Annotated in this window: 27 protein-coding genes and 1 pseudogene; 15 read left to right on the top strand and 13 right to left on the bottom strand. The window is 64.6% G+C overall.

Going from position 1 to position 23,437, the window contains the following annotated elements; genetic code table 11:
• Positions 1–7: 7 nt before the first annotated feature.
• A pseudogene (locus tag AACL56_RS07235) lies at positions 8–491 on the bottom strand (DUF3455 domain-containing protein).
• Here AACL56_RS07235 and AACL56_RS34305 point away from each other — a divergent pair.
• From AACL56_RS34305 to AACL56_RS07220, 4 genes are all read left to right on the top strand, one after another.
• Complete coding sequence (locus tag AACL56_RS34305; protein WP_425337080.1) at positions 415–594, top strand: hypothetical protein; 180 nt, start codon at positions 415–417, stop codon at positions 592–594. The pseudogene AACL56_RS07235 and the gene AACL56_RS34305 sit on opposite strands and share 77 nt — an antisense overlap.
• 162 nt (positions 595–756) lie before the next feature.
• On the top strand, positions 757–984 hold the full coding sequence (locus tag AACL56_RS07230) for a hypothetical protein (protein ID WP_339089147.1): 228 nt from the start codon (positions 757–759) through the stop codon (positions 982–984).
• 43 nt (positions 985–1,027) lie between these two features.
• Positions 1,028–1,591 carry an Imm21 family immunity protein gene (locus AACL56_RS07225; protein ID WP_339089146.1) on the top strand — a complete coding sequence of 188 codons (564 nt, stop codon included), beginning with the start codon at positions 1,028–1,030 and terminating at the stop codon, positions 1,589–1,591.
• A gap of 146 nt (positions 1,592–1,737) precedes the next feature.
• The gene (locus AACL56_RS07220) at positions 1,738–1,980 is read left to right on the top strand and encodes a hypothetical protein (RefSeq protein ID WP_339089145.1); all 243 of its coding nucleotides are present in this window, start codon (positions 1,738–1,740) and stop codon (positions 1,978–1,980) included.
• A gap of 12 nt (positions 1,981–1,992) precedes the next feature.
• Here the strand turns inward: AACL56_RS07220 and AACL56_RS07215 are convergent, their stop codons facing one another.
• The gene (locus tag AACL56_RS07215) at positions 1,993–2,304 is read right to left on the bottom strand and encodes a hypothetical protein (RefSeq protein WP_339089144.1); all 312 of its coding nucleotides are present in this window, start codon (positions 2,302–2,304) and stop codon (positions 1,993–1,995) included.
• A gap of 519 nt (positions 2,305–2,823) precedes the next feature.
• On the opposite strand from AACL56_RS07215, the gene AACL56_RS07210 reads away from it, so the two are divergent.
• The 5 genes from AACL56_RS07210 to AACL56_RS07190 all read left to right on the top strand — a co-directional run bounded on the left by AACL56_RS07210 (position 2,824) and on the right by AACL56_RS07190 (position 8,800).
• A complete protein-coding gene (locus tag AACL56_RS07210; RefSeq protein WP_339089143.1) occupies positions 2,824–5,430 on the top strand; it encodes a hypothetical protein in 2,607 nt (868 codons plus the stop codon).
• A gap of 223 nt (positions 5,431–5,653) precedes the next feature.
• A complete protein-coding gene (locus tag AACL56_RS07205; protein WP_339089142.1) occupies positions 5,654–6,856 on the top strand; it encodes an MFS transporter in 1,203 nt (400 codons plus the stop codon).
• Between the two features lie 51 nt (positions 6,857–6,907).
• The gene (gene dkgB / locus AACL56_RS07200; RefSeq protein WP_339089141.1) at positions 6,908–7,723 is read left to right on the top strand and encodes a 2,5-didehydrogluconate reductase DkgB; all 816 of its coding nucleotides are present in this window, start codon (positions 6,908–6,910) and stop codon (positions 7,721–7,723) included.
• A 10-nt stretch (positions 7,724–7,733) separates the two neighbouring features.
• Complete coding sequence (locus AACL56_RS07195) at positions 7,734–8,087, top strand: MoaF-related domain-containing protein (RefSeq protein WP_339089140.1); 354 nt, start codon at positions 7,734–7,736, stop codon at positions 8,085–8,087.
• Between the two features lie 287 nt (positions 8,088–8,374).
• A complete protein-coding gene (locus AACL56_RS07190) occupies positions 8,375–8,800 on the top strand; it encodes a nuclear transport factor 2 family protein (RefSeq protein ID WP_339089139.1) in 426 nt (141 codons plus the stop codon).
• Between the two features lie 25 nt (positions 8,801–8,825).
• Here the strand turns inward: AACL56_RS07190 and AACL56_RS07185 are convergent, their stop codons facing one another.
• The 3 genes from AACL56_RS07185 to AACL56_RS07175 form a co-directional block, all read right to left on the bottom strand.
• The gene (locus AACL56_RS07185; RefSeq protein ID WP_339089138.1) at positions 8,826–9,095 is read right to left on the bottom strand and encodes a hypothetical protein; all 270 of its coding nucleotides are present in this window, start codon (positions 9,093–9,095) and stop codon (positions 8,826–8,828) included.
• Between the two features lie 95 nt (positions 9,096–9,190).
• A complete protein-coding gene (locus tag AACL56_RS07180) occupies positions 9,191–9,559 on the bottom strand; it encodes a hypothetical protein (RefSeq protein WP_339089137.1) in 369 nt (122 codons plus the stop codon).
• Between the two features lie 27 nt (positions 9,560–9,586).
• On the bottom strand, positions 9,587–10,837 hold the full coding sequence (locus AACL56_RS07175; RefSeq protein ID WP_339089136.1) for a YbfB/YjiJ family MFS transporter: 1,251 nt from the start codon (positions 10,835–10,837) through the stop codon (positions 9,587–9,589).
• Positions 10,838–10,938: 101 nt separating this feature from the next.
• Here AACL56_RS07175 and AACL56_RS07170 point away from each other — a divergent pair, with 101 nt between their 5' ends.
• The 3 genes from AACL56_RS07170 (at position 10,939) to AACL56_RS07160 (ending at position 13,042) form a co-directional block, all read left to right on the top strand.
• Entirely contained in the window at positions 10,939–11,898 is a 960-nt protein-coding gene (locus tag AACL56_RS07170) for a LysR family transcriptional regulator (protein WP_339089135.1), read from the top strand.
• 124 nt (positions 11,899–12,022) lie between these two features.
• Positions 12,023–12,778, top strand: coding sequence for an SDR family NAD(P)-dependent oxidoreductase (locus AACL56_RS07165; RefSeq protein ID WP_339089134.1), 756 nt, complete (start codon positions 12,023–12,025; stop codon positions 12,776–12,778).
• A 30-nt stretch (positions 12,779–12,808) separates the two neighbouring features.
• Positions 12,809–13,042 carry a tautomerase family protein gene (locus tag AACL56_RS07160; RefSeq protein ID WP_339089133.1) on the top strand — a complete coding sequence of 78 codons (234 nt, stop codon included), beginning with the start codon at positions 12,809–12,811 and terminating at the stop codon, positions 13,040–13,042.
• 61 nt (positions 13,043–13,103) lie between these two features.
• Here AACL56_RS07160 and AACL56_RS07155 read toward each other — a convergent pair whose 3' ends face one another.
• The 7 genes from AACL56_RS07155 to AACL56_RS07125 form a co-directional block, all read right to left on the bottom strand.
• Positions 13,104–13,361 (bottom strand): hypothetical protein, encoded by a 258-nt coding sequence (locus AACL56_RS07155; RefSeq protein WP_339089132.1) that lies wholly within the window; start codon positions 13,359–13,361, stop codon positions 13,104–13,106.
• Between the two features lie 130 nt (positions 13,362–13,491).
• Positions 13,492–14,736, bottom strand: coding sequence for an alpha/beta hydrolase family protein (locus AACL56_RS07150; RefSeq protein WP_339089131.1), 1,245 nt, complete (start codon positions 14,734–14,736; stop codon positions 13,492–13,494).
• 58 nt (positions 14,737–14,794) lie between these two features.
• Positions 14,795–15,289, bottom strand: a complete 495-nt coding sequence (locus AACL56_RS07145) for a nucleoside deaminase (protein ID WP_339089130.1) — start codon at positions 15,287–15,289, stop codon at positions 14,795–14,797.
• A 3-nt stretch (positions 15,290–15,292) separates the two neighbouring features.
• On the bottom strand, positions 15,293–16,567 hold the full coding sequence (locus AACL56_RS07140; protein WP_339089129.1) for a cyanate transporter: 1,275 nt from the start codon (positions 16,565–16,567) through the stop codon (positions 15,293–15,295).
• Positions 16,564–17,766 carry an amidohydrolase family protein gene (locus AACL56_RS07135; protein ID WP_339089128.1) on the bottom strand — a complete coding sequence of 401 codons (1,203 nt, stop codon included), beginning with the start codon at positions 17,764–17,766 and terminating at the stop codon, positions 16,564–16,566. The genes AACL56_RS07140 and AACL56_RS07135 overlap by 4 nt, the downstream gene beginning before the upstream one ends.
• A 33-nt stretch (positions 17,767–17,799) precedes the next feature.
• Positions 17,800–19,275: a sodium:solute symporter family protein gene (locus AACL56_RS07130; protein WP_339089127.1), complete on the bottom strand. Its 1,476-nt coding sequence runs from the start codon at positions 19,273–19,275 to the stop codon at positions 17,800–17,802.
• Positions 19,272–19,493, bottom strand: coding sequence for a DUF3311 domain-containing protein (locus AACL56_RS07125; protein WP_339089126.1), 222 nt, complete (start codon positions 19,491–19,493; stop codon positions 19,272–19,274). The genes AACL56_RS07130 and AACL56_RS07125 overlap by 4 nt, the downstream gene beginning before the upstream one ends.
• Positions 19,494–19,658: 165 nt before the next feature.
• Here AACL56_RS07125 and AACL56_RS07120 point away from each other — a divergent pair, with 165 nt between their 5' ends.
• The 3 genes from AACL56_RS07120 (at position 19,659) to AACL56_RS07110 (ending at position 22,399) form a co-directional block, all read left to right on the top strand.
• Positions 19,659–20,450: a GntR family transcriptional regulator gene (locus tag AACL56_RS07120; protein ID WP_339089125.1), complete on the top strand. Its 792-nt coding sequence runs from the start codon at positions 19,659–19,661 to the stop codon at positions 20,448–20,450.
• Positions 20,451–20,567: 117 nt separating this feature from the next.
• Positions 20,568–21,518 (top strand): DMT family transporter, encoded by a 951-nt coding sequence (locus AACL56_RS07115; RefSeq protein WP_339089124.1) that lies wholly within the window; start codon positions 20,568–20,570, stop codon positions 21,516–21,518.
• 50 nt (positions 21,519–21,568) lie between these two features.
• Complete coding sequence (locus AACL56_RS07110; protein ID WP_339089123.1) at positions 21,569–22,399, top strand: TorF family putative porin; 831 nt, start codon at positions 21,569–21,571, stop codon at positions 22,397–22,399.
• Here AACL56_RS07110 and AACL56_RS07105 read toward each other — a convergent pair whose 3' ends face one another.
• Positions 22,400–23,407, bottom strand: a complete 1,008-nt coding sequence (locus tag AACL56_RS07105) for a Bug family tripartite tricarboxylate transporter substrate binding protein (protein WP_339089122.1) — start codon at positions 23,405–23,407, stop codon at positions 22,400–22,402. It abuts the gene before it with no gap.
• Positions 23,408–23,437 lie beyond the last annotated feature (30 nt).

Here is a 23,437-nt window from a genome sequence, read left to right as displayed (position 1 = left end):
CCCCCGGTCAGGACGCCTTCCAGAAGATGTAGTCGGCCTGGTACTGCACCACTTGCTTCTGGCCCTTTGGCCGGCGTGCAGGGCACGGCCGCAGGTGCCACGCCGCCTTGCAGGGCCACGCGCTGGATGTAGGTCACGCCGGTCATGGCGCCCGAGCCCATTGCCGGGTTGGCCTTGACGAGCTGGAACGGCAGGCTGGTCGGGCCCGACGGTGCCACTGCCAGTTGCGTCGCCGTCAGCTTGGAACCGTCCATCGATTCCCAGGTGGCCGGCGGGCCGTAGTACTTGCCGACCTGCTTGCCGCTGCGGTCCCACAGCTTCGCGTCGGGGCCGACGAACACCCACTCCGTTTGGCCAGGGGCGTTGGCCTTGTCGCGGCATTCATAAGTGATGTCGCCCTTGCCCACGGTTTCCATGGCGACCTTGTTGCCGGCCGGCACCTGGATGGTGGGCGGCAGGCTCGACTGGTTGAACGCGGGCTTCATCGACATCGAACCACAGGCCGTCAGGAAAGCGGCGGCGGAAACAGCGCCGAGCACGGCGACAGAACGGGCGGTACGGGAGGTATGCATGGAAGTTCTCCTGGGGTTGTAGAAGGTCAGCAGCTCCTCGCTGCTGGTGGGTCTACACGCCGGGTGCGCGTTTGGATGCAGCAGATGCGAAGTTTTTTCGGGGCCGCGGCGGCGCCGTTCGGTTTCGGACACGCCCGCTACGATGCTGCGCCGGACCATCGGCCATCAACACGAGGGAGCAAGCGTGCAGAACGGAAACTGGCAAACGACGATCCTGAGCGACCCCGGACACGAACACCTTGTCGCCGAGGTGAGCTTCGGCGATCGGTTTTTGCTGTTGCTGGACCGCGAGCAAGGCCGGGAGAATGTCTGCGTGTCGTTCCCCGCGAAGGACGGGGCGCCGGAAGTACGCGTTCCGCTTGCCGACTTCATCGCTCAGTTGCAGGCTGCGGCAGTCGATCTTTGCCGTTGAAGCACCAGCCCCGCCCGCAAATCAACCCCACAGCGAGCATTTCATGAAGTGGATATACACCGATGGCGCTCCCTTCATCTGCTCGACTGCGGGCACCCGAAAACAATGGCGCGGCACGCAGGGGAGTTCAACCGGAGCCGCCGTGACGGACTACGAGCGCGCCTGCAACGAATCCGACTACCTTGCCCGGATTGCTTGCGGCTCTTCTCAAGTGCTGGCGCTTGGCGACGAACCGGCGCAGGCAGCCTTCGTTGCGGCTCCAAGCGGGTTGGTCATTGCGCGCTGGATCGCGTGCGAGTCGCTGGCAGAGGCCCACGCCATGCTCGACGAGTTACCGGGCGACCTGCCGCATCTGCAGGCTGCCGTTCAATTCACGGTGAACGCTTCGGAGCTATGGATGCTCGATGCGTCCGCAACCGGCAGCGACCTGAATGGAATCTGTGCCGTCACCCCTATCGAGCCTGGCACTTACAACGTCACCACCGAGCGGTTTGAGACTGTGGGGTCATTCGAATTCCTGATTCATCGATGGCTCCGAGCGTCGTCATTCAACGAAGACGGCGGGTTCTCGACAAGGCTGGGCGGGAGATCAGGAACTGCTCGATGAAGCAGGCGGCTCGGCTGCAGGAGACGTTCGACTCGATTCAGGTCGAGCCGCGGCGTTGAGCGGTGCGTGGCCCACTGGCGCACGTGTCCGCAGCGCGGCAACAGGGCCGGTCGTGTGCGTGAAAATCACGCCACCCCAAACAGCCCATGACCAAAGAATCACTCACGGCGTTCCTGCTCGGCCCCGCAGGGTTACCCTTGGCCATCGGCCTTGCCGCGTACAGCCTCTACACGTACAGGCGCAACAAACTCGATCTGAGAGATGGTCGGGAACTGCCGAGCGCAGCAGCTCCCGTTCGATTCTGGACAGAGGTCGTCGGCGCGCTGGCGCTCGCTTTGTTCCTGGGCTTCAGCGGAAGTGGGTGGCTATGGCGCCACTGCTTCGCGTGACGACGAGTTGAATCACGCAGCGACCGGGCGCTGCAGCGCTTCGCGCACCGCGCCAACCGTCGTGTTGACGGTGCCGATGCGCGACATCAACGCCTCGTTGAGCAAGCGCAGCAAAGTGCTCAGTTCTGTGCGGCTGGGCGTGAGCGCTTCGCTGTCGTCCAGGGCGCTCGTGTCTACAAGCTTTTCGAGCGCGGTGTAGGCGCGCATCACTTCGTTGAGGTTGTCGGCGTCGTCGCAGGCTTGGATCGCGAGTTCTTCGAGATCAAGTGGCAGCGAAGTGGGATGGGCGCAGGCTTGCGCAAGAGCGGATGCAGATTCAGCCATGGGAGGCCTTTCAGAACTTCGGTTTTGCAACAACCGCCGCAACCGCTTCCAAACAGTGGCGGCAGCTCGAACGGGTTGGAAGACCGGGAAGCTCTGACGAGAACCGGCAAGGCTCGCGCCTTCCCGTTCGAGCCGCCAAAAACTGGAGGCGCAAACAGAAAAGCCGCAGACCATGTGCGGTAGCTGCGGCTTTCGTCGCAGAACTTCGACGGGCTTCCAAACCCGGTCCCGTTTTTTGCGGGACACGGCAGTGTATAGCCAAGCGAACTCGCCCTATCCAGTTTCTCCATTCCTCTGCAGGAACCCAAGGCACCGATCCCTCTTTCAAGTGATGGACAACCAAGTCAGAGCATGTAACGATCCATTCAGACCTCACCACTAGCCGCGCAGTTTTAAAAGAGAAAAAAGTCTTAACCTCGAGAAGAACCTAATGACTCATCCAGTATTCTTTTCCTTTGCCGGAGACAGCTTTTCTTCCGCAGATCGATTGAAAAAAGATTTGCAGACAATTTAGTCTATATGTATGCGCGAACAGGGGTTGACGGCGTTGATTTTCCAACAGAGATATTGTCAGAAATCTCTCAATGCAATATTTTTGTACTATTTTGGAGTAAAGGTTATGTAGATGCCGATCCTCGCAGACCTTGGTGCAGAAAGGAATTGTTGGCAGCAGTAAGCCGCGTTACTTCCGGTGCATCAATGCGATATCTAATCATCCAAATGGATGATACATCGCTCAATGAGAAAATAACAAATCCAGATACCGGAGAAATTACAGACGCACTGAAGCCGCTTAGGGACGAGCGTCGTGCCTTTGGAAATCCTGTTGACTGGAAAAGCGTCGAATCTCGCATAGCACTAGAACTTGCCAGTATCACCGAAGAGCCTCTGCCTCAACTTCCAAGAGTTGGTATCGAACGAAATCTCCGAGCATTACTCGAAACTGGCACCTATCAGACTCGTACGCCGATAATATTTGTCAGCGGATTTCATGGCTCTGGACGCAGAACAGTAATACGCTCAGTAATGAGTTCAGACTACAGGCATTTGACAGAATTCACCTTACCACTAGACGGAAGTGATGGGCCTGCAGACTTACTCAAATTAATTTGGGGCGACGTTCTTTCAAAGCCCTTAAAAGAGCAACGTCAATTTTTATTGGCAGCAGAAAAAAACCCAACCCTTTATAAAAATTATTTTAAGCAAGCAGCCGAGCAGATCACAGAACGTCGAGCATATCTTGTATTAGCCAAAGATGATTTGGCCGACTTCTCAGAACCAATTCCTGAATGGCTCGCAGAACATTTAAATATGTTTTCCGCAGCCGTTCAACCTATAGTTTTTGTGGTGGTTCCGCGACCAATTCCAGTTCCATTGCGCCGGGCCGCAACCATGGCCCAAGAACTGCATGTGCCGACATTAGAAGATGATGAAAGTTCGCGCCTTGTTGGAATGCACATCGGGGCGAGAGACCCTAAACGAGTTGAGCGATGGAAAGAACACGTGCCTTTCATCATCGAGGCTGGATCAAATAGTCCCAAGCTCTTGGTTGATATTGTTCGAGTGGCGGCACGCCGTCCAAATCTTGACTTCCTCAAGCAAGACACTGCCAATGATATTAGCCGATTCGATGAACATGTCAGTCAATTAATAGACTGGGCTTGGGAGCAAATCAAAGAAAATTCATCTCAGGTTTTGCTGTTGGACATTTTGAACTCTCTTGTGGTTGTTCATTACGAAACACTACTTGAGTTGTTTGAGCATCATGATGAAAAGGTTGGCGATGTTCTCTATCAACTGGTTCAAATCGGACTTGTAGAACATCTCTCTGAGTCAACTTACAGAGTTCCTCCTGCTCTCCGAAGAAAATTAAACTTCTATCTCTTAAATGCCAGCACTCGCCAAAAAACAACCACGCTTATAAAAAAATATTCAAAGACAATTTATGTTGGCCACGATGAATGGGGCGGCGTCTATTTAAACAATCAATTGCAGATAAAATTGAGCGCCAACGCCCCGATCACTGAACAAGACTATGCATTCGTAACAGCAGCCATGCTTTTCAAGTCGGGATGGGCCAAATACAGAAGAACCCAATACACCGACGCGCTTCAGTTGCTCAAAAGAGCATTTGAGAGAATTAAAACAATTCAAGACGAATCAACCCGACTTGATGTCGCAAGCTTTTACGGGTTAGCAGCGGCCCGTGAAGGAAATGAAAGCGGCCTCGAAGAAGCACGAAACTATCTTCTAAATATAACCAACTTCAGCAGGAGAATTGCAAATCGTGCAAAGTCATTTGCATTTTTTCTGCGAGGCCTATTTTATAAGAAAAACAGAGAATTTCATTCTGCAGTTTCCGAATATGAAGAAGCACTTTCTTTGCTACCCGAAGCCTCGAACACTGATCAGCAACGCTCTGTCATCTTAAATGAACTAGTTCAATCGATACTTCGCTTGCCGTCACCTGATTATCAGCGGGCTGTAGAGCTCGCAGAAATCTCCTGCTCAATTCGAACAACGCCAAATGGCCTCGATACGCTTTTACGCGCAATTTTGGCGCAAACATTTCGAGATCCGCAAGTCACTTCAGATCAAGTGGCAGCAAATTATTTAAAAATCGATCGCCGTGAAGAAGAGCTTCGCCAAAAATGCGAGGGCACGGATTTGGGATTTTATACAGCCAGACTGGTTGACCGACTAGAACAGGAAGAGTACAAGCGAGCCAAACTGGAGAATTCAAAGTTTGGAGAATTGAATCTATCTGTCCCCATACAGTTGTGCATTGAAGAATACGCAAAACACAAAGAGTCGATCATTTTGAACAGAAAATGGGAACTTCTCTTGAGAACAGAAGTGGCTAGGGATTGGCCTACTCTTCATCGCGAGGCATCCGAGTATTTAATGTCTGGCACACTTAATCGAGCGAACAGGAGCGCGGCGACTCGCATTCGCCTATTAACCTTCGACATGTCCAACATTGAACAGAGAAAAGTCGCATTTGCAGAATTGGAAAAAAATCGAACCAGCGGTACATTTAGTCGACAGGACTTCAAAGATATCAGCATGAGAATGAACAGCCCAGAATGGCCGCGAACCAGAATCATTGACTGGCATCCGGAATAAGAATCCCTCAATACAAATTCAAATATTCAACTTTAATTTGCAAACTCAATTTACCCACCTTAATGCGGATCGAGGTGATATCCAAGCGCACGGGAAGGAAGATCGTAAGCTGAGAGAAAAATTCAGATATTTGCTTTGACAGCAACTATCTTCTGCTCAAACCTCCATTTATCTGCAAAGATAGCCGCGAGACACTCCTTCCAATCCAAGAAGGAGTGCCCTCATGCCCATCGCCTTACTGGCGCTAACCCTCAGCGCCTTCGCCATCGGAACGACAGAGTTCGTCATCGTTGGCCTCATCCCCACCGTCGCTGCCGACCTCGGCATCGGCCTCCCCTCCGCCGGCCTGCTGGTCAGCCTCTACGCACTGGGCGTCGCCATTGGCGCGCCGGTGCTCACGGCCCTCACGGGCAAGCTGCCGCGCAAGGCGCTGCTGCTCGGGCTGATGGCGCTGTTCACGATCGGCAACCTGCTGGCGTGGCAGGCGCCGAGCTATGAATCGCTGATTGCGGCGCGCGTGCTCACGGGGCTGGCGCACGGGGTGTTCTTCTCGATCGGCTCGACGATTGCCACCGGCCTGGTGCCGAAGGAAAAGGCGGCGAGCGCGATTGCGATCATGTTCACGGGCCTCACGGTGGCGCTGGTCACGGGCGTGCCGCTGGGCACGTTCATCGGGCAGCACTTCGGCTGGCGCGAGACCTTCCTGGCGGTGTCTGCCCTGGGCGTTGTCGCATTCATCGGCAGCTGGATCTTTGTGCCCTCCAACATCCGCCACACGCCGCCGGCCTCGCTGGCGCAGCAGGCCAAGGTGCTGGCCGAGCCGCGCCTGCTGCTGGTGTACGCCAAGACGGCCATCGGCTACGGCGGCTCGTTCATTCCGTTCACGTTCCTGGCGCCGATCCTTACCGAGGTGTCGGGCTTCAGCGCGGGCGCTGTGGGCTGGGTGATGCTGGTGTACGGTGTGTCGGTTGCGGTGGGCAATATCTGGGGCGGCAAGCTGGCCGACCGGCTGGGCCCCATTCCGGCGCTGAAGATCATCTTTGCGCTGCTGGCGGCGGTGCTGCTGGTGTTCAACTTCGCGGCGCCGCACAAGTGGCTGGCGCTGCTGGCGGTGTTGATGTGGGGCGCGGTGGCCTTCGGCAACGTGCCGGGCTTGCAGGTGTACGTGGTGAAGCAGGCCGAACGCTTCACGCCGCAGGCGGTGGACGTGGCCTCGGGCCTGAACATCGCGGCCTTCAACCTGGGCATTGCCGGCGCGGCCTGGGCCGGCGGCCTGATCGTGACGCACCTGGGCCTGATGCACACGCCCTGGATCGGCGCGCTGGTGGTGCTCGTTTCGTTCGGCCTCACGCAGTGGAGCGGCACGCTCGACCGCCGCGCGGGCATTCCGGTGCGGGCCTCGGGGCCGGTGCCGGTCGGGCACTGAGCCCACTGATTTGTCTCGACTTCTTTTTTTCCAACGTACAAGGAACCACACATGAACACGAACAACCCCATTCCCGCCTTCGGCCTCGGCACCTTCCGCCTGAAGGGCCAGGTGGTGATCGACTCGGTGAAGAACGGCCTCGACCTGGGCTACCGCGCCATCGACACGGCGCAGATCTACGGCAACGAGGCCGAGGTGGGCCAGGCCATCGCTGAAAGCGGCGTGGCCCGCAAGGACCTGTTCATCACCACCAAGATCTGGACCGACAACTACGCGGCAGCCAAGCTGGTGCCGAGCCTGAAAGACAGCCTGGCCAAGCTGCGCACCGAGCAGGTGGACCTGACGCTGATCCACTGGCCCTCGCCCGGCAACGCGGTGCCGGTGGCGGAGTTCATGGGCGCGCTGGCCGAGGCGCGGGCGCAGGGGCTGACGAAGCACATCGGCGTGTCGAACTTCAACATCGCGCTGATGAAGGACGCCATCGCGGCCGTGGGCGCGCCCAACATCGCGACCAACCAGGTCGAGCTGCACCCCTACCTGCAGAACCGCAAGGTGGCGGAGTTCGCAAAGAGCCAAGGCATCCGCATCACGTCGTACATGACGCTGGCCTACGGCAAGGTGCTGAACGACCCGGTCATCCAGGCGATTGCCGCCGCGCACGGCGCGACCACGGCGCAGGTGGTGCTGGCGTGGGCGATGCAGCTGGGCTACGCGGTGATTCCGTCGTCCACCAAGCGCGCGAACCTCGAAGGCAACCTGAAGGCGCAGCAACTGAAGCTGACGGACGCAGACATGGCGCAGATCGCCGCGCTGGAGCGCAACGAACGGCTGACCGATCCGGCCGGGCTGTCGCCGGCGTGGGACTGAGGAAGCCGCCATGGGCAACCACATGGCTGCGCCATTGCCGTTCGCGGGGCGCACGTTCGAAGTGCACTACGGCGACAAGATGACGGCACTGAACATCTACGCCGCCGACGGCCTGACGATGCGCTACGAGGTGACGGCCGGCCCGTTCAAGGGCGCGACCGCCGAGGTGCGCTACCGGGCCGAGGCGCTGGGCGCCGGGCTCTACGCGCTTTCGTGGCAGGAGGCCGACAAGGGAACGGTGGTGCACGTGGACGACTTCGAAGTGGGCCATTCGTTCTCGTACTACACCACGGCCGCGCTCGAGTTCGTGTGCATGACCGGTTCGTTGCGCGAAGTGAAGGAAGCGGCACAAGCAACGAGATGACCTGGGCATTGCAGGCGCTGGTGGCCTCGCATGGCGGGGCCCGGTCATCAGGCTCGGGCCTTCGCCATGAACAGTGTGAACACGCCCCAGCAGACCACGAATCGCCCGGCGGCGTGTCCGTTGTCGCACAGCATGCGCGTCTGGCGGAGCGGGCCGCACCGGCCGCCTGACTGACAGCCGTCCAGCGCATTGCGAACGCGCCCGAAACGGCGCACCATGCGCCAGTCACCGGTTTCCGGACGGGCCTGCGGGCCCGTCTTTTTCGTGGGCAACCGCTGGAGGCACGCATGACTGCTGAAGAAGATGCAAACGTGAACACGCTGCGCAATGGCTTCGCCGAGTGGCACACAACACGCGGCGCGAGCGTAGACAACTGGATGAACCTCATCGCCGACGAGGTGCGATGGCAAACGCTGGGCGCGGCAGCCGCCGGCGACAAGTTCGCGAAGGGCTGCAGCTCCAAGTCCGAAGTGAAACGCTACTTCGAGGAGCTCGGCACCAGCTGGGCCATGCTCGGCTACAAGATGAATGAATTCATTGCCCAAGGCGACCGCGTGGTGGCGGTGGGCAACGTCTCGTGGCGACACCGCGCAACGGGCAATGAGGTGAACACACCGCTGGTGAATGTGATCCGCATGCGCGACGGCAAGATCGTGGACTTCATGGAGTTCTACGACACGGCTGCGGCAATGGCCGGCACGCGGCCGGCGTAGCAACTGAAGCTGTCACTGGCGTGGTTCAGCACGCCGACTCGTGCGACTCGACCGCGTGCACAAGAAAGAACCGCTTCAGCCCGTCCAGCGTGTCGAAGAAGCCGCGGTGCGACCGTCGCACTGGCGTGCCGTCCTGCAGCCTGTAGCTCACCGCGCCCCTGATGGGCGGGTAGCGCTTGGAGATGCTCACCCGATACAGGCACTCGGTGCTTTCGATGACGGTGTGGGCCCGCTCGCGTGCGTCGACCACATCGAAGCGGCCGGTTTCCTGCAGCACGGATTCGTACGTAGCCATGAGGCTGTTGTCTGCTCCTCGCGGCACGTGGATGCCGCCAGAGGCGCAATGCGGGAGTAGGACATTTCCTTCGGGGGCCGCGCGAGCCGCCGGAACTAGCGCCCGCTGAACCGCTCGGTTTCGAGCACGAAGGCCGTGGCCTGCGCCGCGGCGCTGGCCGCGCGGTAGTCGGCCTTGAGTTCGGCGGAAACCTTCTCCGTCGCCTCGACCAGCTCGGAAATGTTGCGCTCGCCGACGCAGTGCTCGTCCAGCCGAACGTAGATGCGCTTGAAGTTGCCGCCCAGGGCGCGCGCCACATCGCGCAGGCAGTCGGCCAGGGTGGCAAAACCGCTGTTGCTGTAGGAACTGGGGGGAATCACGCCCTTGGAGCTTGGCGCGCGAACGGAGTAGGCGTAAGTGGCGCCCTCCGTGCGGAGTTCCACCACCGGCTGCAGGCCGGGCTGATCGAACGTCGTTCCTTGCATGGCCGCAGTGTAGTGCGGCACCTTCGCTCAAGGGGTGGGGTGCAGCGTGCCGGCAACAAGGTCGGCCAGCAGTGCCAGCACCAGCGCGCCGCCGCCCACCGCAAAGAGAAATGCGTAGTGCCCACCCGAAGACGCCAGCAGCCACGACATGCCATAGGCGGCGCCGGCCTGGAACACGGCAAAGGCGGTGGTCGCGCGGCTCCAGGCGGCCTTCTGCATCGAGGGGTGGTGTGCCAGCAGCTCCTGCACGCGGCCCAGCACGAGCGGCACGATGCCTGGCGTGAACGCACCGACGACGGCACTCGACACGATGAGCCCGCCATGCCCCACCAGCCCGAGCGCCGGCAGCGCGAGCGCGGCGGCCTGCAGCCCGAAGGCGATGCGCAGCGCGGCGCCGAAGCCCAGGCGGTCGGCCATGTAGCCGGCGAGCACCGGGCCGGCGATGGCGCCCAGGCCGAACACCACCCAGTACTGCGCGCCCACGGCCAGCCCCTGCCCGAGGCCGAGCGACACGAACACCACCAGGAAGATCATGTGCGGCACGAGGCCCACGGCGTTCAGCGCGTAAGAGACGTTCAGCGCGCGCAAAGCGCCCCGGGCCACGGCCGGCCTTGCTGCAGTAGCGTGCGAGGCGGCGGCAGCATGCGCCGGGGCCGCGTCGGGCCAGCCGTGCCACGCGAGCGCGGTGAGCACCAGCGAAAGCACGGCCAGGCCGGCCCAGGTTGCGCCCAGGCCCTGGTGCAGCAGCAAGGGCACCAGCGTGCCCAAGGCAGCAATGCCCAGGCCGATGCCCGCGAAGATCATGCCGCTGGCCAGCCCGCGCTGCTGCTGCGGCACATGCGCGAGCACGGTGGGTGCGGCCAGCACCATGAGCGAGCCGCCGGCCACGCCGGAGACCACGCGCCAGCCGAAGAACCAGGCGAAGTCGAGCGGCCAGGCGCACGCGAGCAGCGACACGGCGGTGGCCAGCATCAACCCGCGCAGCACCACAGGCGCGGGCCAGCGTGCCGACATCGGGCCGCCCAGCAGCGCACCCGCGAGGTAGCCGACGAGATTCGCCGCGCCGAGGTAAGTGGCCGCCGAGGCGCTGAACCAGTGCGCGTCGATGATGGCCGGCAGCAGCGGCGTGTAGGCGAAGCGCGCCAGGCCGATGCCCACGAGCGTGGCGCACAGGCCCGCGAAGATGGCCCGCCAGGGGGTCGCGAAGCGGTGCGAGGCTGCATCGGCAGCGGAAGCAGCCGCCTTGCCGGCGGCGGTGCGTGAGGTGGTCGTGGACATGGAGGGCACTCCAGCGAATCGAAGAAACGATGCTACGGATTGCCGCCCGGCGAGTGAATCCCTATGCTTGGGCATTCAGTATTTCGCAGCAAGGAAGAATCGTGGACCGCATCGACGCCATGAAGGTTTTCGTGGCCGCCCTGGACGAGGGCAGCTTGGCCGGCGCGGGGCGCAAGCTGGGCAAGTCGCCCGCCGCAGTGAGCCGCGCCATCGCGTTCCTCGAAACCCATGTGGGCGCCGAGCTGCTGCACCGCACGACGCGCTCCATTCGCCTGAGTGACACCGGCGAGCGTTACGCGGTGGCGTGCCGCCGCATCCTCACCGATCTGGAAGAAGCCGACATCGCCGCGGCCGGCGAGCGCTCGGCGCCGCGCGGCCGGCTCACGGTGACCGCGGCCGTGGCGGTGGGCGAAGCGCTGCTGCGGCCCGTCCTCGACGAGTTCATGAACGCGCACCCCACGGTGTCGGTGCGCCTGCACCTGCTCGACCGGCCGGCCAACCTGATCGACGAGGGTATCGACGTGGCGCTGCGCATCGCGCACCTGGCGGATTCCACGCTGGTGGCGCTGCCCGTGGGCGAAGTGCGGCGCGTGATCACGGCGTCGCCGCGCTACCTGGCGCGCAATCCGCGCATTGCGCAGCCGGCCGACATTGCGCAGCACCAGGTGGTGGCCATGACGCACTTCGGCATCGACTCGTGGAGCTTTCCGCCGCAGCCGGGCTCGACCATGCCGCGCACGGTGCAGTTCGCGCCGCGCTTCGTGGTGAACAGCCTGCGCGCGGCGGTGGCGTCGGCGGTGGAGGGACGCGGCGTGCTGCGTTCGTTCTCGTACCACGTGGCCGACGAAGTGGCGAGCGGGCGGCTGCGCATCGTGCTGGCCGGCGACGAGGCGCCGCCGCTGCCGGTGCACCTGGTGTCGCCGCATGGGCGGCTGTCGGTGCCGAAGGTGCGGGCCTTCGTCGACTTTGCGCTGCCCAAGCTGCGCGCCCGCTTCGCGGCCTGGAGCGAGGCCTGCGCAGAGCAGGTGCCGCAGAAGAAGACGCGCGCCAGAAGCGGCTGATTCGACCGTGATACGGAAGAGTGTTCGCCGAATGGCGTCTATTCACTCTTGGGCCGGTCGAATCCACACTTCCTTCCACGACGGAACCGCATCTCGCGGCCCGCGAACCGGAAGGAAATTCACCATGAGCAACCAAAACTCCAAGGGCGGCAAGACCGCCGTCGTGACCGGCGCCAGCAGCGGCATCGGCCTGGCGATCACCCGCCGCCTCCTGGCCGATGGCTGGAACGTGGTCGGCAACGCGCGCAGCGACGCCCGCCTGACGGAAGCCGCAAGCCAGTTCGGCGCAGGCGACCGCTTTGCCGGCGTGGCCGGCGACATTGCCGACCCGCGCGTCGCGCAGGCGGTGATCGACCAGGCGGTGTCTCGCTTCGGCGGCATCGACGCGCTGGTCAACAACGCGGGCATCTTCCTGCCGAAGCCCTTCGTGGAGTTCACGCCGGAGGAAATCGAGCAGCAGATCGCCACCAACGTGAAGGGCACCATCTTCGCGTCGCAAGCCGCTGCGCGCCACATGGTCGGCCGCGGCGCGGGCGCCATCGTGAACATCACCGCATCGGTGGCCCTTCAGCCGCGCAGCAACGTGCCGGCCTTCATGGCAGTGCTGCTCAAGGGCGGCCTGAATGCCGCCACGCGCGCGCTGGCCATCGAGCTGGCACCGCACAACGTGCGCGTGAACGCAGTCGCGCCCGGCATCATCGACAGCCCGATGCACTCGCCCGAGTCGCACGGTTTCCTGAAGACGCTGCAGCCGACCGGCCGCCTGGGCACGGTCGAAGAGATCGCCGACGCGGTCGTCTACCTGGTGGGTGCGGGCTTCACCAGCGGCGTGGTGCTGCCGGTGGACGGCGCGGCAAGTGCCGGCAACTACACCGCCTGAGCTTCGGTAGCGGAAACGAAGGAGCCCACCATGCCTTACGTCAACGTACGCATCACACGCGACGGCGTCACGCGCGAGCAGAAAGCCACCGTCATCGCGGAGATCACCGACACGCTGCAGCGCGTGCTCGGCAAGAAGCCGGAGCTCACGCATGTGGTGATCGACGAGATCAACACCGACGACTGGGGATTTGCTGGCGAGACGACGACCGTCGTGCGAGCCCGTGAAGCGGCCGAAGCCGCCGCCCGGGCCCGGAAGGCCTGAGCGCGGCTCAGGCGCGGTTCAAGCGCGGCTCAAGCGCGTTGAGGGGAGCGAGGGGCGCGGGTCAGCCCGCGTCCTTCAGCGCCTTCTTGGCCTTGTCGGCGGAAGCCTTCGAACGGTTCTTGTGATAGCCAGACTTCACGTTGTTCACGGCCTTGCCGACCGGGCCGCTCTTCTTGGCCTTGCTCTCGGCCTGCTTCTGGTCGATCTTGTGCTCGGCCGCGTCGGTCGCGTCCGATGCGGCCTTGCCGAGCTGCGCGCTGGCGGTGCCGGCGGCGAACAGGGTCAACGAAGTGGCGATGGCGATCAGTGCTTTGTTCATCGGGCTGTCCCTCCAGGTGTTTGAATGAGCCTCGATGGTTGCACCGGGTGCGGATTCGCCATGTCAGCCGCGACCGCGCTTGGCGTGGGGCACGCGCCCGACAGAAGAGCCTGGCACCAGGCTCGCGCGTTCAGCGGATCGACGCCAGGTACGCGTCCACCGATGCACCCCAGAGACGCTGCACGGTATAGGTGCTGTGACCATCCAGCCCCTTCGGCGGCATGAGCACTTCGAACGAGCCTTTTCCACCCGCTGCCTGGAATGAGTTGAAGTTGGTCCGACTGTGGGCAATGGGGTAGTACGGGTCGGCTTCGCCGTAGAGCCAGAGCGTCGGCTTCGGGAAGGAAGCACCGCGCGTGAACAACTCCCCGTTCACCTTGCCTGCATCCGGGCACGACGCGCCGATCCAGCCGCCGACGAAGTTGATCGCGCCAACCACCTCTCGGGGATGCAGGCCCGCATAGGCTGTCGCGAGAATGCCGCCTCGCGACACGCCGCCGATCACGATGCGTTGCGGGTCCACATCGCTGCGTTGCCGGATGCTCGCCATGGCCACCTCGACGTCTGCCAGCGCGCGTTCGGCACCAGGCAACGCCAATGCCGCCCTGCATGAATAGCGCGAGCGGTCGGCTTCAAAACCCTCGTCGTACAGCCCTTCCGAATGGCCGCGGCCGCGGCGTTGCGGATAGATGACCTGCCAGCCGCGTGCGACGAAGAACGCGCTCACCTCCGGGCTGGTCCACGTCAGGCCGAACCACTCCGGGCGATTGCCCATGCCGGTCGACCCGTGGTTCATGACAAGCGTGGGAAAAGGTCCGTCGCCTTCGGGCCGGTGCACCACCATCTCGAGCCGCACAGGCTTGCCGTTCTCGGTGAACGGCGAGTCCAGCCATTCGACGCGGCGCACATAGGCGGGCACGCGCCGCGACAGAACGCCCGCGGACAACAACGACCCGTTCCGCCAGATGCCCAGCTCCATGTCGCCATCCTTGCGCAGGCGCAGCACGAGGTCGGCGCTGGTCTTCAGCCGCATGTGGAGTTCATCGTTCTCGAAGCGGCCAGGTGCTTCGTCGACAACGGTCTGCAACTGGCTGGCGCCGGCATAGGTGACCGTCGCACCTTCGACGGAGAGATCGCGGATGGCAACCTTGATGTCGCAACCTGCCGCCTGACACGCCCAGCCGCGCCAGATACCGCCCCACTGTGCAAGCCCGGTGGGCGCGACGGCCTGCTCCGCGAGAGCGGCCGACTGCGGCGGCAGCTCGGCGGCCACGCTGCTCTCCGACACCGCACGCGGAAGATCACCCATGTAGCCGGGCCACGCAGTCTGGGCCGATGCGGCCATGCAGACACCGAACAGGAACGCACTGAACAACACTCGCCTCACTGTGACCCCCCCGAAGTTCTCGGGAATTGAATCACAGCGCGGCAGCTCAACCCGCCCGTCGCGTGGCCGCCCAGTCAGACAGGATCTTCACCGCCTCGCCGTCCATCTTCTGCTCGGCCGGCAGGCTGCGCTGTGCCAGCGTGGCGCCGGCCTCGATGCGCAGCACCTCCACATCGATGGGATGGCGCGCGGCCACGGTCACGCCGTCGAACGCCTGGCCCGATTGCGCGAGCGTCGCGGCGTAGTAGAGCTTTCCGATGCCTGCGATGTGCATCGCCGCCACGCACATGGCGCAGGGCTCGCACGAGGTGTAGAGATCGCACCCCGCGAGGTTGACGGTGCCCAGCTTGCGGCAGGCATCGCGGATCGCCTCGACCTCGCCGTGCGAGGTGGGATCGGAATGCGCGACGGAATGGTTGAAGCCTTCGCCGACGATCGCGCCGTCCTTCACGACGACGGCGCCGAAGGGCTCGGTTCCGGGCTCCTGCAGGGCCTGCGCCGACAGGGCCAGCGCGCGTTGCATGAATGCTTGGTTGTACATGGGTCAGGCCTTTCTTGCGGTGTCGAGTACGGGAAGCTGTTGCGCACCGGGATGCGACGGCGATTCGAAGAGCCCTGCCATGGCCCTGCCGTAGCGCCCGGGATCGAAGCGCAGCGCCAGCGGCAGCAGCACCACGACCACCGCCGCCAGGTAGGCCCATGCGAGCGTGAAACCGCCGGTGTGCTCGCGCACCCAGCCGGTGACGAAGGGCGCGAGCGCGGCGATCATGAAGCCCAGCCCCTGCATGAAGCCTGCCAGCGCACCGGCCTGCGCGGGGTCGCCCAGGTGGTCGAGCGCCAGCACCATGCACAGCGCGAAGGCGCCGCCGAGGCCGAAGCCCAGCACGACGGTCGTTGCCACGGCGGGCACGGGAAGCGCGAAGGTCAGCGTGCAGAAGCCGGCGAGCTGCGCGAGCAGCGTGAGCACCAGCCAGGGGCGCATGTCGCGCCCGCGGCTGCGCGCGAGCGCGGGCATGGCCAGCGCGGCGACCACCTGCGCGAGGGTCATCAGCGCAAGCACCGAGCCGCCCTGCTGCGCGGTCCATCCCTGCTGGGCATAGAAGTGCGGCAGCCACGCGACGAGGCTGGTGTAGCCGCCGTTGATGAGGCCGAAGCACGCGGCGAGCAGCCAGGCGCGGCGGCTGCCGAAGCAGCGCCGCCACGAGAGATTCTGGCGCGGCGCGTCGGCGGTGAACGCCATGCGGCGCATGTTCAGCCAGTAGAGCAATGCGAAGGTGGCGAGCAGCGCCCAGATGGCCAGGCCCGCGTGCCAGTCGGGCTGCGCGCCGCCGAAGACATGCGCCACCCAAGGGCTGGCCATGGCACCGAGGCCGCCGCCGCCCATGATGGCGGCGGAATACAGCCCCGTCATGACGCCGATGCACGTGGGATACGCCTGCTTGACCACGCCGGGCATCAGCGCTTGCACCAGGCCCACGCCGGCGCCGGCGAGCGCGGCGCTCCACAGCAGCGCGGGAGCGCCGCCGGCAACGTAGCGGCTGGCGCAGGCGAACGCGATGGCCGCCAGCCCGCAGGCGATGCCGGCGCGCGCGCCGATGCGCTGGCCGACTCCCGCGCCGAACAGCGACATCGCGCCCATGGCGAACATCGGCAGCACCGTGAGCAGCGCCACCGCATGGAAGCCGATGCCGGTGGCCTGACGGATGGGCGCGAGCAGCGGGCTGCTCGAGGTGAGGAAGGCGCGCAGGTTCAGCGCCACCAGCACGATGACGACCGCGAAGGCCATGCCGCCATCGGCGCGGCTGCGCTGCACCGTCACAAGGCCGCGGCCTCCGGCTGCAGCGCGCCGTTTCGCGCCACCACGCGGCCACCCGACACCACCAGCCTGCGCACGGGGCGGGCCACCACGGCCTGCGCCACCGTCTGCGCGTCGACCAGCACCAGGTCGGCGCGGTTGCCGGGCACGAGGCCGTAGCTGTCGAAGCCGCAGCCGCGCGCGCCGGAGTGGGTGACGGTGTCGAGCGCCACCTCGAGCTCGTCGTCGCGGCGCAGGTTGTAGCGCAGGCCGATGATCATGGCGCGCTCGAGCATGTCGGGGTTGCCGTAGGGCGACCAGGTGTCGCGGATGCCGTCGTTGCCGCCGAGCACGGTCACGCCGGCCTGGCGGCAGGCCATGAGCGGCGGCACGCTGCGCGAAGGCGGCGCGCTGGTGACGAGCACCACGTCGAGGCGGGCCATGCGCGCGAGCAGCGCTTCGCGCTCGCGCTCCGAGACGTCGCCCAGGCAGAAGCCGTGGCTGATGGCCACCTTGCCCTGCATGCCGAGCGCCTCGGTGCGCTGCAGGATCAGGTCGAGCGAGAACGCGCCCATGGCGCCGGGCTCATGCAGGTGGATGTCGAGCGGGCGCTGGTGCCGGTGCGCGATGCCGAACAGCACGTCGAGCGACTTCACCGGGTCGCCGTCGATGGCGCAGGGGTCGAGGCCGCCGAGCACGTCGGCGCCCATGGCGAGCGACTGGTCGAGCAGTTCGGCGGTGCCGGGCCGGCCGAGCAGGCCCGACTGCGGGAACGCGACGAGCTGGATCTGCTGCACCTCGCGCAGCGCCTCGCGCGTGCGCAGCGTGCCTTCGAGATGGCGCAGGCCGGCCTGCGTGTCGACGTCGACGTGCGTGCGCAGCCGCGTGGTGCCCAGCGCGAGGAAGGCCTTGGCCAGCACCTTGGACTGCGCGGCGGCGTCGTGGCCGCTCGCATGGCGGAAGGCGCGCTCGTTCTCGATCTTGTCGGTGAGGTTGGTGCCGACCTCGTTGCGGTACCAGTCCATGCCCCACATGGTCTTGTCGAGGTGGGTATGGCCTTCGACCAGGCCGGGCAGCAGCAGGGCGCCGCCGCCGTCCTCCACTGCCGTGCCGGCCGGCGCGGCCAGGCCGGCGCCAAGCTCGGCGATGCGGCCGTCCTGCACGCAAACGTCGGTGGCGGCGCCGCCCATCGGGCGCACGTTGCGGATCAGGAGCGAGGACATGGATTGCATTCCTTCGAGGGCATCAGGCAGACATCAGGCAAGTTGGGCCGCCACGGGGCGCGGCGCGATGCGCGGCGTGAACAGCGCGACGATCACGAACACCAGCGCGTTGGTCGCCAGTGCCACCAGGCCGGTGTTGAGCGACTTGAACACCACCGGCGCCGACGGGAACAGCGTACCCAGGTTCGAGCCGGTGGTCATCATGAAGCCGAGGACTGCGCCGCCCGCCAGGATGCCGGCGAAGGCCGCGTGCTTGCTGCCGAAGGGCTTCTTCATGAGGCTGAACAGCAGCGAGGGCAGCAGCTGCGTGAGCAGGCTGGAGGCGAAGATGGCCACGGCCACGATGGTGGTGCCGCCGCGCAGCACGAAGTACACCGCCACCAGCGCGAACACCGGCAGCACGGTGCGGGCCACGCGCGAGACCTGCCTGTCGGTGGCGTGCGGCGCGAAGCCTTCCTTGTAGACGTTCTTGCCGATGACGGTGGACGCGGTGAGCAGGATCATCGAGCCCGGCACCAGCGCCGTGAGCACGCCCGTGCCGCCGATGACGCCGACGAACCACGGGTCGAAGGTGTGCTTGACCAGGCCGAACAGGGCCAGGTCGACCTCGGCGCCCTTGAGCCCCGGCACCTGCAGGATGGCCGCGAAGCCCACCAGGAACAGGAAGGCGATGACCACCTGGTACAGCGGCATCAGGATGGTGTTGCGCCGCACTGCGCTCGCGCTCCTGGCGGCGTACACCGACGTGAGGTTGAACGGGTAGAGGTAGTAGCCCAGCGCGGTGAGCAGGATGGTCGAGTTGTACCACGTGAGGTTCAGGCCCTCTTTCGGGAACTCGAAGAAGCCGGGGTTGGCCGCATGGATGGCGGTGAACATGGGCGCGACGCCGCCGTAGTAGTGCCACGGCAGGTAGATGCCCAGGAACACCGCGAGCGCGAGGATGAGGATGTCCTTCACGATGGCGATGCTGGCCGAGCCGTGGATGCCCGAGAACAGGATGTAGCTCACCATGACCAGCGTGCCGATCCAGATGGCCACCTGCGGCGCGATGGTGCCGTACGAGGCTTCCGACACGATGATGCCGAGCCCGCGCAGCTGGATGGTGAGCAGCGCCACCATGCCCATGAGCGCCACGATGGACACCAGCACGCCCAGCGGGCGGCTGTCGTACTTGTGAGCGAAGAAGTCGGAGAACGACACCAGCTTGTGCGTGGTGGCGTAGCGCCACACGGCCGGCAGCATCCAGAAGGCCATGAGATACGCCAGGCCGCCGTAGGCCAGGATGTAGAAGGCCGGCGTGCCCTTGCTGTACGACCAGCCGCTCGCTCCCAGGAAGGTGAAGGTGGAGAACGATTCGCCCGCCATCAGCAGGAACACCATGATGGCGCCCAGCCCGCGCCCGCCGAGCGCCCACTGCTCCAGGCTCATGGTGCGCCCGCGCCGGGCAAGCACCGCGAGGCCCAGCGCGCCGACCACGAACAGCGCGATCACGCCGAGTGCGGCGTTCATCGCGCGGCTCCCCGGGCATCGGCCGCGTCAACGGCATCCAGGTCGCCCTCGGCGCGGTCGATGACCACCATGATCAGCGAGGTCAGCACCAGCCAGCTGACGTTCCACACCATCAGGAAGGGCATGCCGAGCACGAAGGCGGGCGCGACGGAGGACAGCCATCCCCCGCTGAAGAAAGCGGCGACAGGCAGCGCGGCGAGCCATTTGGCGGATTTCATGGTTGTCTCGATCTGTGCTTTGGTTGAGATTTTTCTTTTGCATGGTCAACCATATAAATATGTTTTGGTTAACCAAACGAGGCGAATGGTACGGAGCCGAAGGGGCCGAGTCAATCCGGGGGATTTCCCGCGGGTCCGGGGAGGCGGGCAATAATCCCGACGCCTATGCCTTCCACCGCTCGCAAATCCCCCGCCCTTGCCGCCGCTGCAGCCCCCGAGGAACCGGCCGATGCCGACGAAGCCAACGTGGACGAGCGTGTCTATGCAGCGGTCTCGAAAGCCCTGCTGAGCGGCAAGCTGCGCCCGGGCACGCCGCTGCGCGAACGCGCGCTGGCCGAGGCGCTGGGCTGCACGCGCGGCGCGGTGCGCAAGGTGCTGGCGCGGCTGGGCTCCGAGAAGCGGCTGGTGCTCGAGCACAACCGCGGCGCCTTCGTGCCCAACCCCTCGATCGACGACATGCGCGGCATCTACCGGGCGCGCCGCATCGTCGAGGCCGGGCTGGTGAGCACGCTGCACGGCCAGCTCGAGCGCGAGCAGGTGGCCGCGCTGCGCAAGCACGTGCAGGCGGAGCAGAAGGCGTTCAAGGAAGGCCGGCGCGAGGACGCGATACGGCTGGCGGGCGAGTTCCACATGCTGCTGGCGCAGATGGCGCACAGCGACGAGCTGATTTCCTACCTGCAGCGGTTGATCTCGAACACCGAGCTCTACAAGGCGCTGTACGACTCGGCCGAGGCCGCGAGCTGTGCGCCGCGCGAGCATGAGCAGATCATCGAGGCGCTCACGGGCAAGTCGCTCGACGCGGCACTGGCCGTGGCGCTGGAACACCTCGACGAACTGGAGCAACGCGTGATCGCGGGTGCGGCGGCCGAGCAGGAAGTGGATCTGGCGACGCTGCTGAATGGCGGCGCGCCGGGCCGCGGGCACGGCCACAAGCACGGCCACAAGCACAACCACTGAACGCCCACGCGCCGCCGGAGGGCGGCGGTTCATGTTCATGCACCGCCTGCGGGCGGCTTCCACATTTCGCCGGCGAACGAAGTGTCGGCGCGCCGGTCTGGCCAAGATCGGCGCACCATGCACAGCGCTTCTTCTCCTGCCGCTCCAGGCAAACCCCGAGCCGTCTTCCTCGAGTGGGCGCTGCTCGCCGTGCTCGCGACCTGCTGGGGCGCGTCGTACACCTTCATCAGGGTCGGCGTGGCGACGATTCCACCGGTCACGCTGATCGCGGCGCGCACCCTGATCGCCGGACTGCTGCTGCTCGCGGTGCTGCGCCTGCGCGGCGTGCAACTGCCTGCGGAGGCCGCGATGTGGCGGCGCTTCATGCTGCAGGCCTGCCTCAACAGCGTGATGCCGTTCACGCTCATCGCATGGGCCGAACGCAGCGTCGACGCGGGGCTGGCGACCATCCTCAACTCGACCTCGCCGATCTTCATCTTCCTGCTCGGGCTGTGCATCGGTGGGTCGGAGAGGCCCACGCTGCGCCGGCTGCTCGGCGCGGGTGCGGGGATGGCGGGCATCTGCCTGATCGTGGGCTTCGAGGCGCTGCACGGGCTCGGGCATTCGCTGCTCGCGCAGCTGGCGCTGGTGGCCGCGGCCGTGTGCTACGCCTGTGCCGCCATGTTCGGCCGCGTGTTCAAGGAGCTGGACCCGATGGTGCCCGCCGCAGGTTCGCTGCTGTGCGGTGCGGCCCTGCTGCTGCCCGCGAGCATGGCGATCGACCGCCCGTGGACGCTCGCGCCATCGCCGGCTTCGATGCTGTCGGTGCTGGCGCTCGCGGTGCTCTCGACGGCGCTGGCCTTCACGATCTACTTCCGGCTCATCAGGACGCTGGGGCCGATGTCGACCGCCGCGCAGGCCTACCTGCGCGTGCCCATCGGCGTGGCGATCGGCGTGGTGTTTCTCGGTGAAGCGCTCGCGCCCACGGCATGGATCGGGCTGGCCTGCGTGATGGCCGGCGTGGTGGCGATGACAATGCCGCAGGCAAAACTTTTGCGCCGGGGCCGGCATTTTTTACGCGGCTTTTAGACGCCCGCTCCTACGCTGCCGGCTTCTCCATCCGTCAGCGAATTTTCTCGATGAAACACCTCTCCCGCATCGCCCTGCCGATGCTCGTTCTGCCCACCCTCGCCGCCCTCCCCTTGCTTGCGAACGCGCAGCTCACGGGCAACGTGGCACTCACCACGAACTACAAGTTCCGCGGCCAGGACCAGGACATGCTGGGCAGGAACGACTACGCGAAGACCAAGGCCTTCAAGCCGGCCATCCAGGGCGGGCTCGACTACGCCTTCGGCGACAGCGGCTTCTACGTAGGCAACTGGAACTCCAGCGTCAACTGGCTCAAGGGCAACAGCATCGAGAGCGACATCTACGGCGGCTACAAGTTCAAGGCCGGCCCTCTCGACATGGACGTCGGTGCGCTCACCTACCTGTACCCGGGCAACGCGTCGGGCAACACCACCGAGCTGTACGGCAGCGCGGGCTACACCAGCGAGGCCTTCGGTTCGTTCACGCTGAAGTACTCGCACACGGTGTCGAAGGATTACTTCGGCTACGCCGGCAACAAGGCCGGATCGGGCCTGAAGGGCCGCAACACCGGCTACCTGAACCTGTCGTACTCCAAGGAAATCGTGCCCAAGCTCACGCTGAAGGCCGCCGTGGGCTACACGAACATGTCGAGCGACATCCGCAGCCTGGGCTACAGGAACTACGTCGACTACAACCTCGGCGCGTCCTACGACTTCGGCAACGGGCTGTCGCTGGCGGGCTCGGTGCAGGGTGCCAACAGGAAGAGCTCGTACCTCTCGGTGGCGAACCCGGGCGTGGACTACGGTTTCGGCACGTTCGGCGCCACCTACTACTCGCCGAACAAGGCACGCTTCATCCTGACGCTGACGAAGACCCTCTGATCAGTCGATGCTGATGTTCGCGGCCTTCGCGACCTCGGCCCACTTCACACGGTTGTCGTGCACGGTCTTCCTGAACTGTGCCGGCGTCTCGATGCGCACCGTGTTGCCCTGGCTCTCGAAGCGCTCGCGGATCTCCGGCGTCTCGAGCACGGTCTTCACCGCGGCGTTGAGCTTGTCGACGATGTGCGGATCGGTGCCCTTGGGCGCAAAGATGCCGAACCAGATCGAGCTGTCGAAGCCCTTGGTGCCCGGCACGCCGCTCGATGCGATGGTGGGCACCTCCTTCACGGCCGGCACCGCGGTGGCCGTGGTCACGCCCAGCAGGCGCACCTTGCCGGCCTTGTAGTGCGGCAGAACGGTCTGCACCTGGTTCATGATGCAGCAGGTTTCGCCGCGCACCACCGAAGTGATGGCCTCGGGGCCGCCCTTGTAGGGCACGTGCACCATCGTCAGGCCGAGCCGTGCGTTGAACTCCGCGAATGCCATGTGCGTGCCCGCGCCGTTGCCTGTAGAGGCATAGTTGTACTTGCCCGGATTGGCCTTGACCAGCTCGACGAATTCCTTCAAGGTCCTGACGTTGATCACGTCCGGATTGATGGTGAGCACGTTCGACACGTCGAGCACGGGTGCCACCGGAATGAAGTCGGCCTCGACGTCGAACGGCAGCTTCTTGTACAGCGCGGCGTTGCTGCCGTGCGTGGCGGCGGTGCCGAACGACAGCGTGTAGCCGTCGGGCTTCGAGTGGGCCACGTAGTCGCTGGCGATGTTGCCGGCGGCGCCCGACTTGTAGTCGATGATGACCGGGCGGCCCAGCTGCTTTGCCAGCGGTTCCTGGATGGTGCGTGCGACCACGTCCACGCCGGAGCCGGCGGGGAAGCCCATGATCAACGTGACGGGCTGCTGTGGCCAGTCCTGCTGCGCGAAGGCGGCGGGAACGGCGAGCGAGGCTGCAGCCAGCAGGAATGCGCGGCGGACGAAACGCAGGGGAGAGGAGGGAGAATCGGCCATGACAGTCTTTCGGTCTTTCTTCGAGGCAGG

Origin of the sequence: Variovorax paradoxus (genome assembly GCF_902712855.1) — a bacterium.
GTDB classification, from domain to species: domain Bacteria; phylum Pseudomonadota; class Gammaproteobacteria; order Burkholderiales; family Burkholderiaceae_C; genus Variovorax; species Variovorax paradoxus_Q.
The sequence above is the reverse complement of the archived record's forward strand: the minus strand, read 5'-3'. Positions and strand labels throughout refer to the sequence as shown.

Coding starts and splice junctions, on each gene's coding strand:
- AACL56_RS07180 (WP_339089137.1), bottom strand. CDS start 9,559: ATGCAAGGAACGACGTTCGATCAGCCCGGCCTGCAGCCGGTGGTGGAA.
- AACL56_RS07195 (WP_339089140.1), top strand. CDS start 7,734: ATGGGCAACCACATGGCTGCGCCATTGCCGTTCGCGGGGCGCACGTTC.
- AACL56_RS07165 (WP_339089134.1), top strand. CDS start 12,023: ATGAGCAACCAAAACTCCAAGGGCGGCAAGACCGCCGTCGTGACCGGC.
- AACL56_RS07175 (WP_339089136.1), bottom strand. CDS start 10,837: ATGTCCACGACCACCTCACGCACCGCCGCCGGCAAGGCGGCTGCTTCC.
- AACL56_RS07155 (WP_339089132.1), bottom strand. CDS start 13,361: ATGAACAAAGCACTGATCGCCATCGCCACTTCGTTGACCCTGTTCGCC.
- AACL56_RS07120 (WP_339089125.1), top strand. CDS start 19,659: ATGCCTTCCACCGCTCGCAAATCCCCCGCCCTTGCCGCCGCTGCAGCC.
- AACL56_RS07210 (WP_339089143.1), top strand. CDS start 2,824: ATGTATGCGCGAACAGGGGTTGACGGCGTTGATTTTCCAACAGAGATA.
- AACL56_RS07125 (WP_339089126.1), bottom strand. CDS start 19,493: ATGAAATCCGCCAAATGGCTCGCCGCGCTGCCTGTCGCCGCTTTCTTC.
- AACL56_RS07190 (WP_339089139.1), top strand. CDS start 8,375: ATGACTGCTGAAGAAGATGCAAACGTGAACACGCTGCGCAATGGCTTC.
- AACL56_RS07160 (WP_339089133.1), top strand. CDS start 12,809: ATGCCTTACGTCAACGTACGCATCACACGCGACGGCGTCACGCGCGAG.
- AACL56_RS34305 (WP_425337080.1), top strand. CDS start 415: ATGGCGACCTTGTTGCCGGCCGGCACCTGGATGGTGGGCGGCAGGCTC.
- AACL56_RS07110 (WP_339089123.1), top strand. CDS start 21,569: ATGAAACACCTCTCCCGCATCGCCCTGCCGATGCTCGTTCTGCCCACC.
- AACL56_RS07205 (WP_339089142.1), top strand. CDS start 5,654: ATGCCCATCGCCTTACTGGCGCTAACCCTCAGCGCCTTCGCCATCGGA.
- AACL56_RS07135 (WP_339089128.1), bottom strand. CDS start 17,766: ATGTCCTCGCTCCTGATCCGCAACGTGCGCCCGATGGGCGGCGCCGCC.
- AACL56_RS07105 (WP_339089122.1), bottom strand. CDS start 23,407: ATGGCCGATTCTCCCTCCTCTCCCCTGCGTTTCGTCCGCCGCGCATTC.
- AACL56_RS07130 (WP_339089127.1), bottom strand. CDS start 19,275: ATGAACGCCGCACTCGGCGTGATCGCGCTGTTCGTGGTCGGCGCGCTG.
- AACL56_RS07115 (WP_339089124.1), top strand. CDS start 20,568: ATGCACAGCGCTTCTTCTCCTGCCGCTCCAGGCAAACCCCGAGCCGTC.
- AACL56_RS07215 (WP_339089144.1), bottom strand. CDS start 2,304: ATGGCTGAATCTGCATCCGCTCTTGCGCAAGCCTGCGCCCATCCCACT.
- AACL56_RS07185 (WP_339089138.1), bottom strand. CDS start 9,095: ATGGCTACGTACGAATCCGTGCTGCAGGAAACCGGCCGCTTCGATGTG.
- AACL56_RS07145 (WP_339089130.1), bottom strand. CDS start 15,289: ATGTACAACCAAGCATTCATGCAACGCGCGCTGGCCCTGTCGGCGCAG.
- AACL56_RS07220 (WP_339089145.1), top strand. CDS start 1,738: ATGACCAAAGAATCACTCACGGCGTTCCTGCTCGGCCCCGCAGGGTTA.
- AACL56_RS07225 (WP_339089146.1), top strand. CDS start 1,028: ATGAAGTGGATATACACCGATGGCGCTCCCTTCATCTGCTCGACTGCG.
- dkgB (WP_339089141.1), top strand. CDS start 6,908: ATGAACACGAACAACCCCATTCCCGCCTTCGGCCTCGGCACCTTCCGC.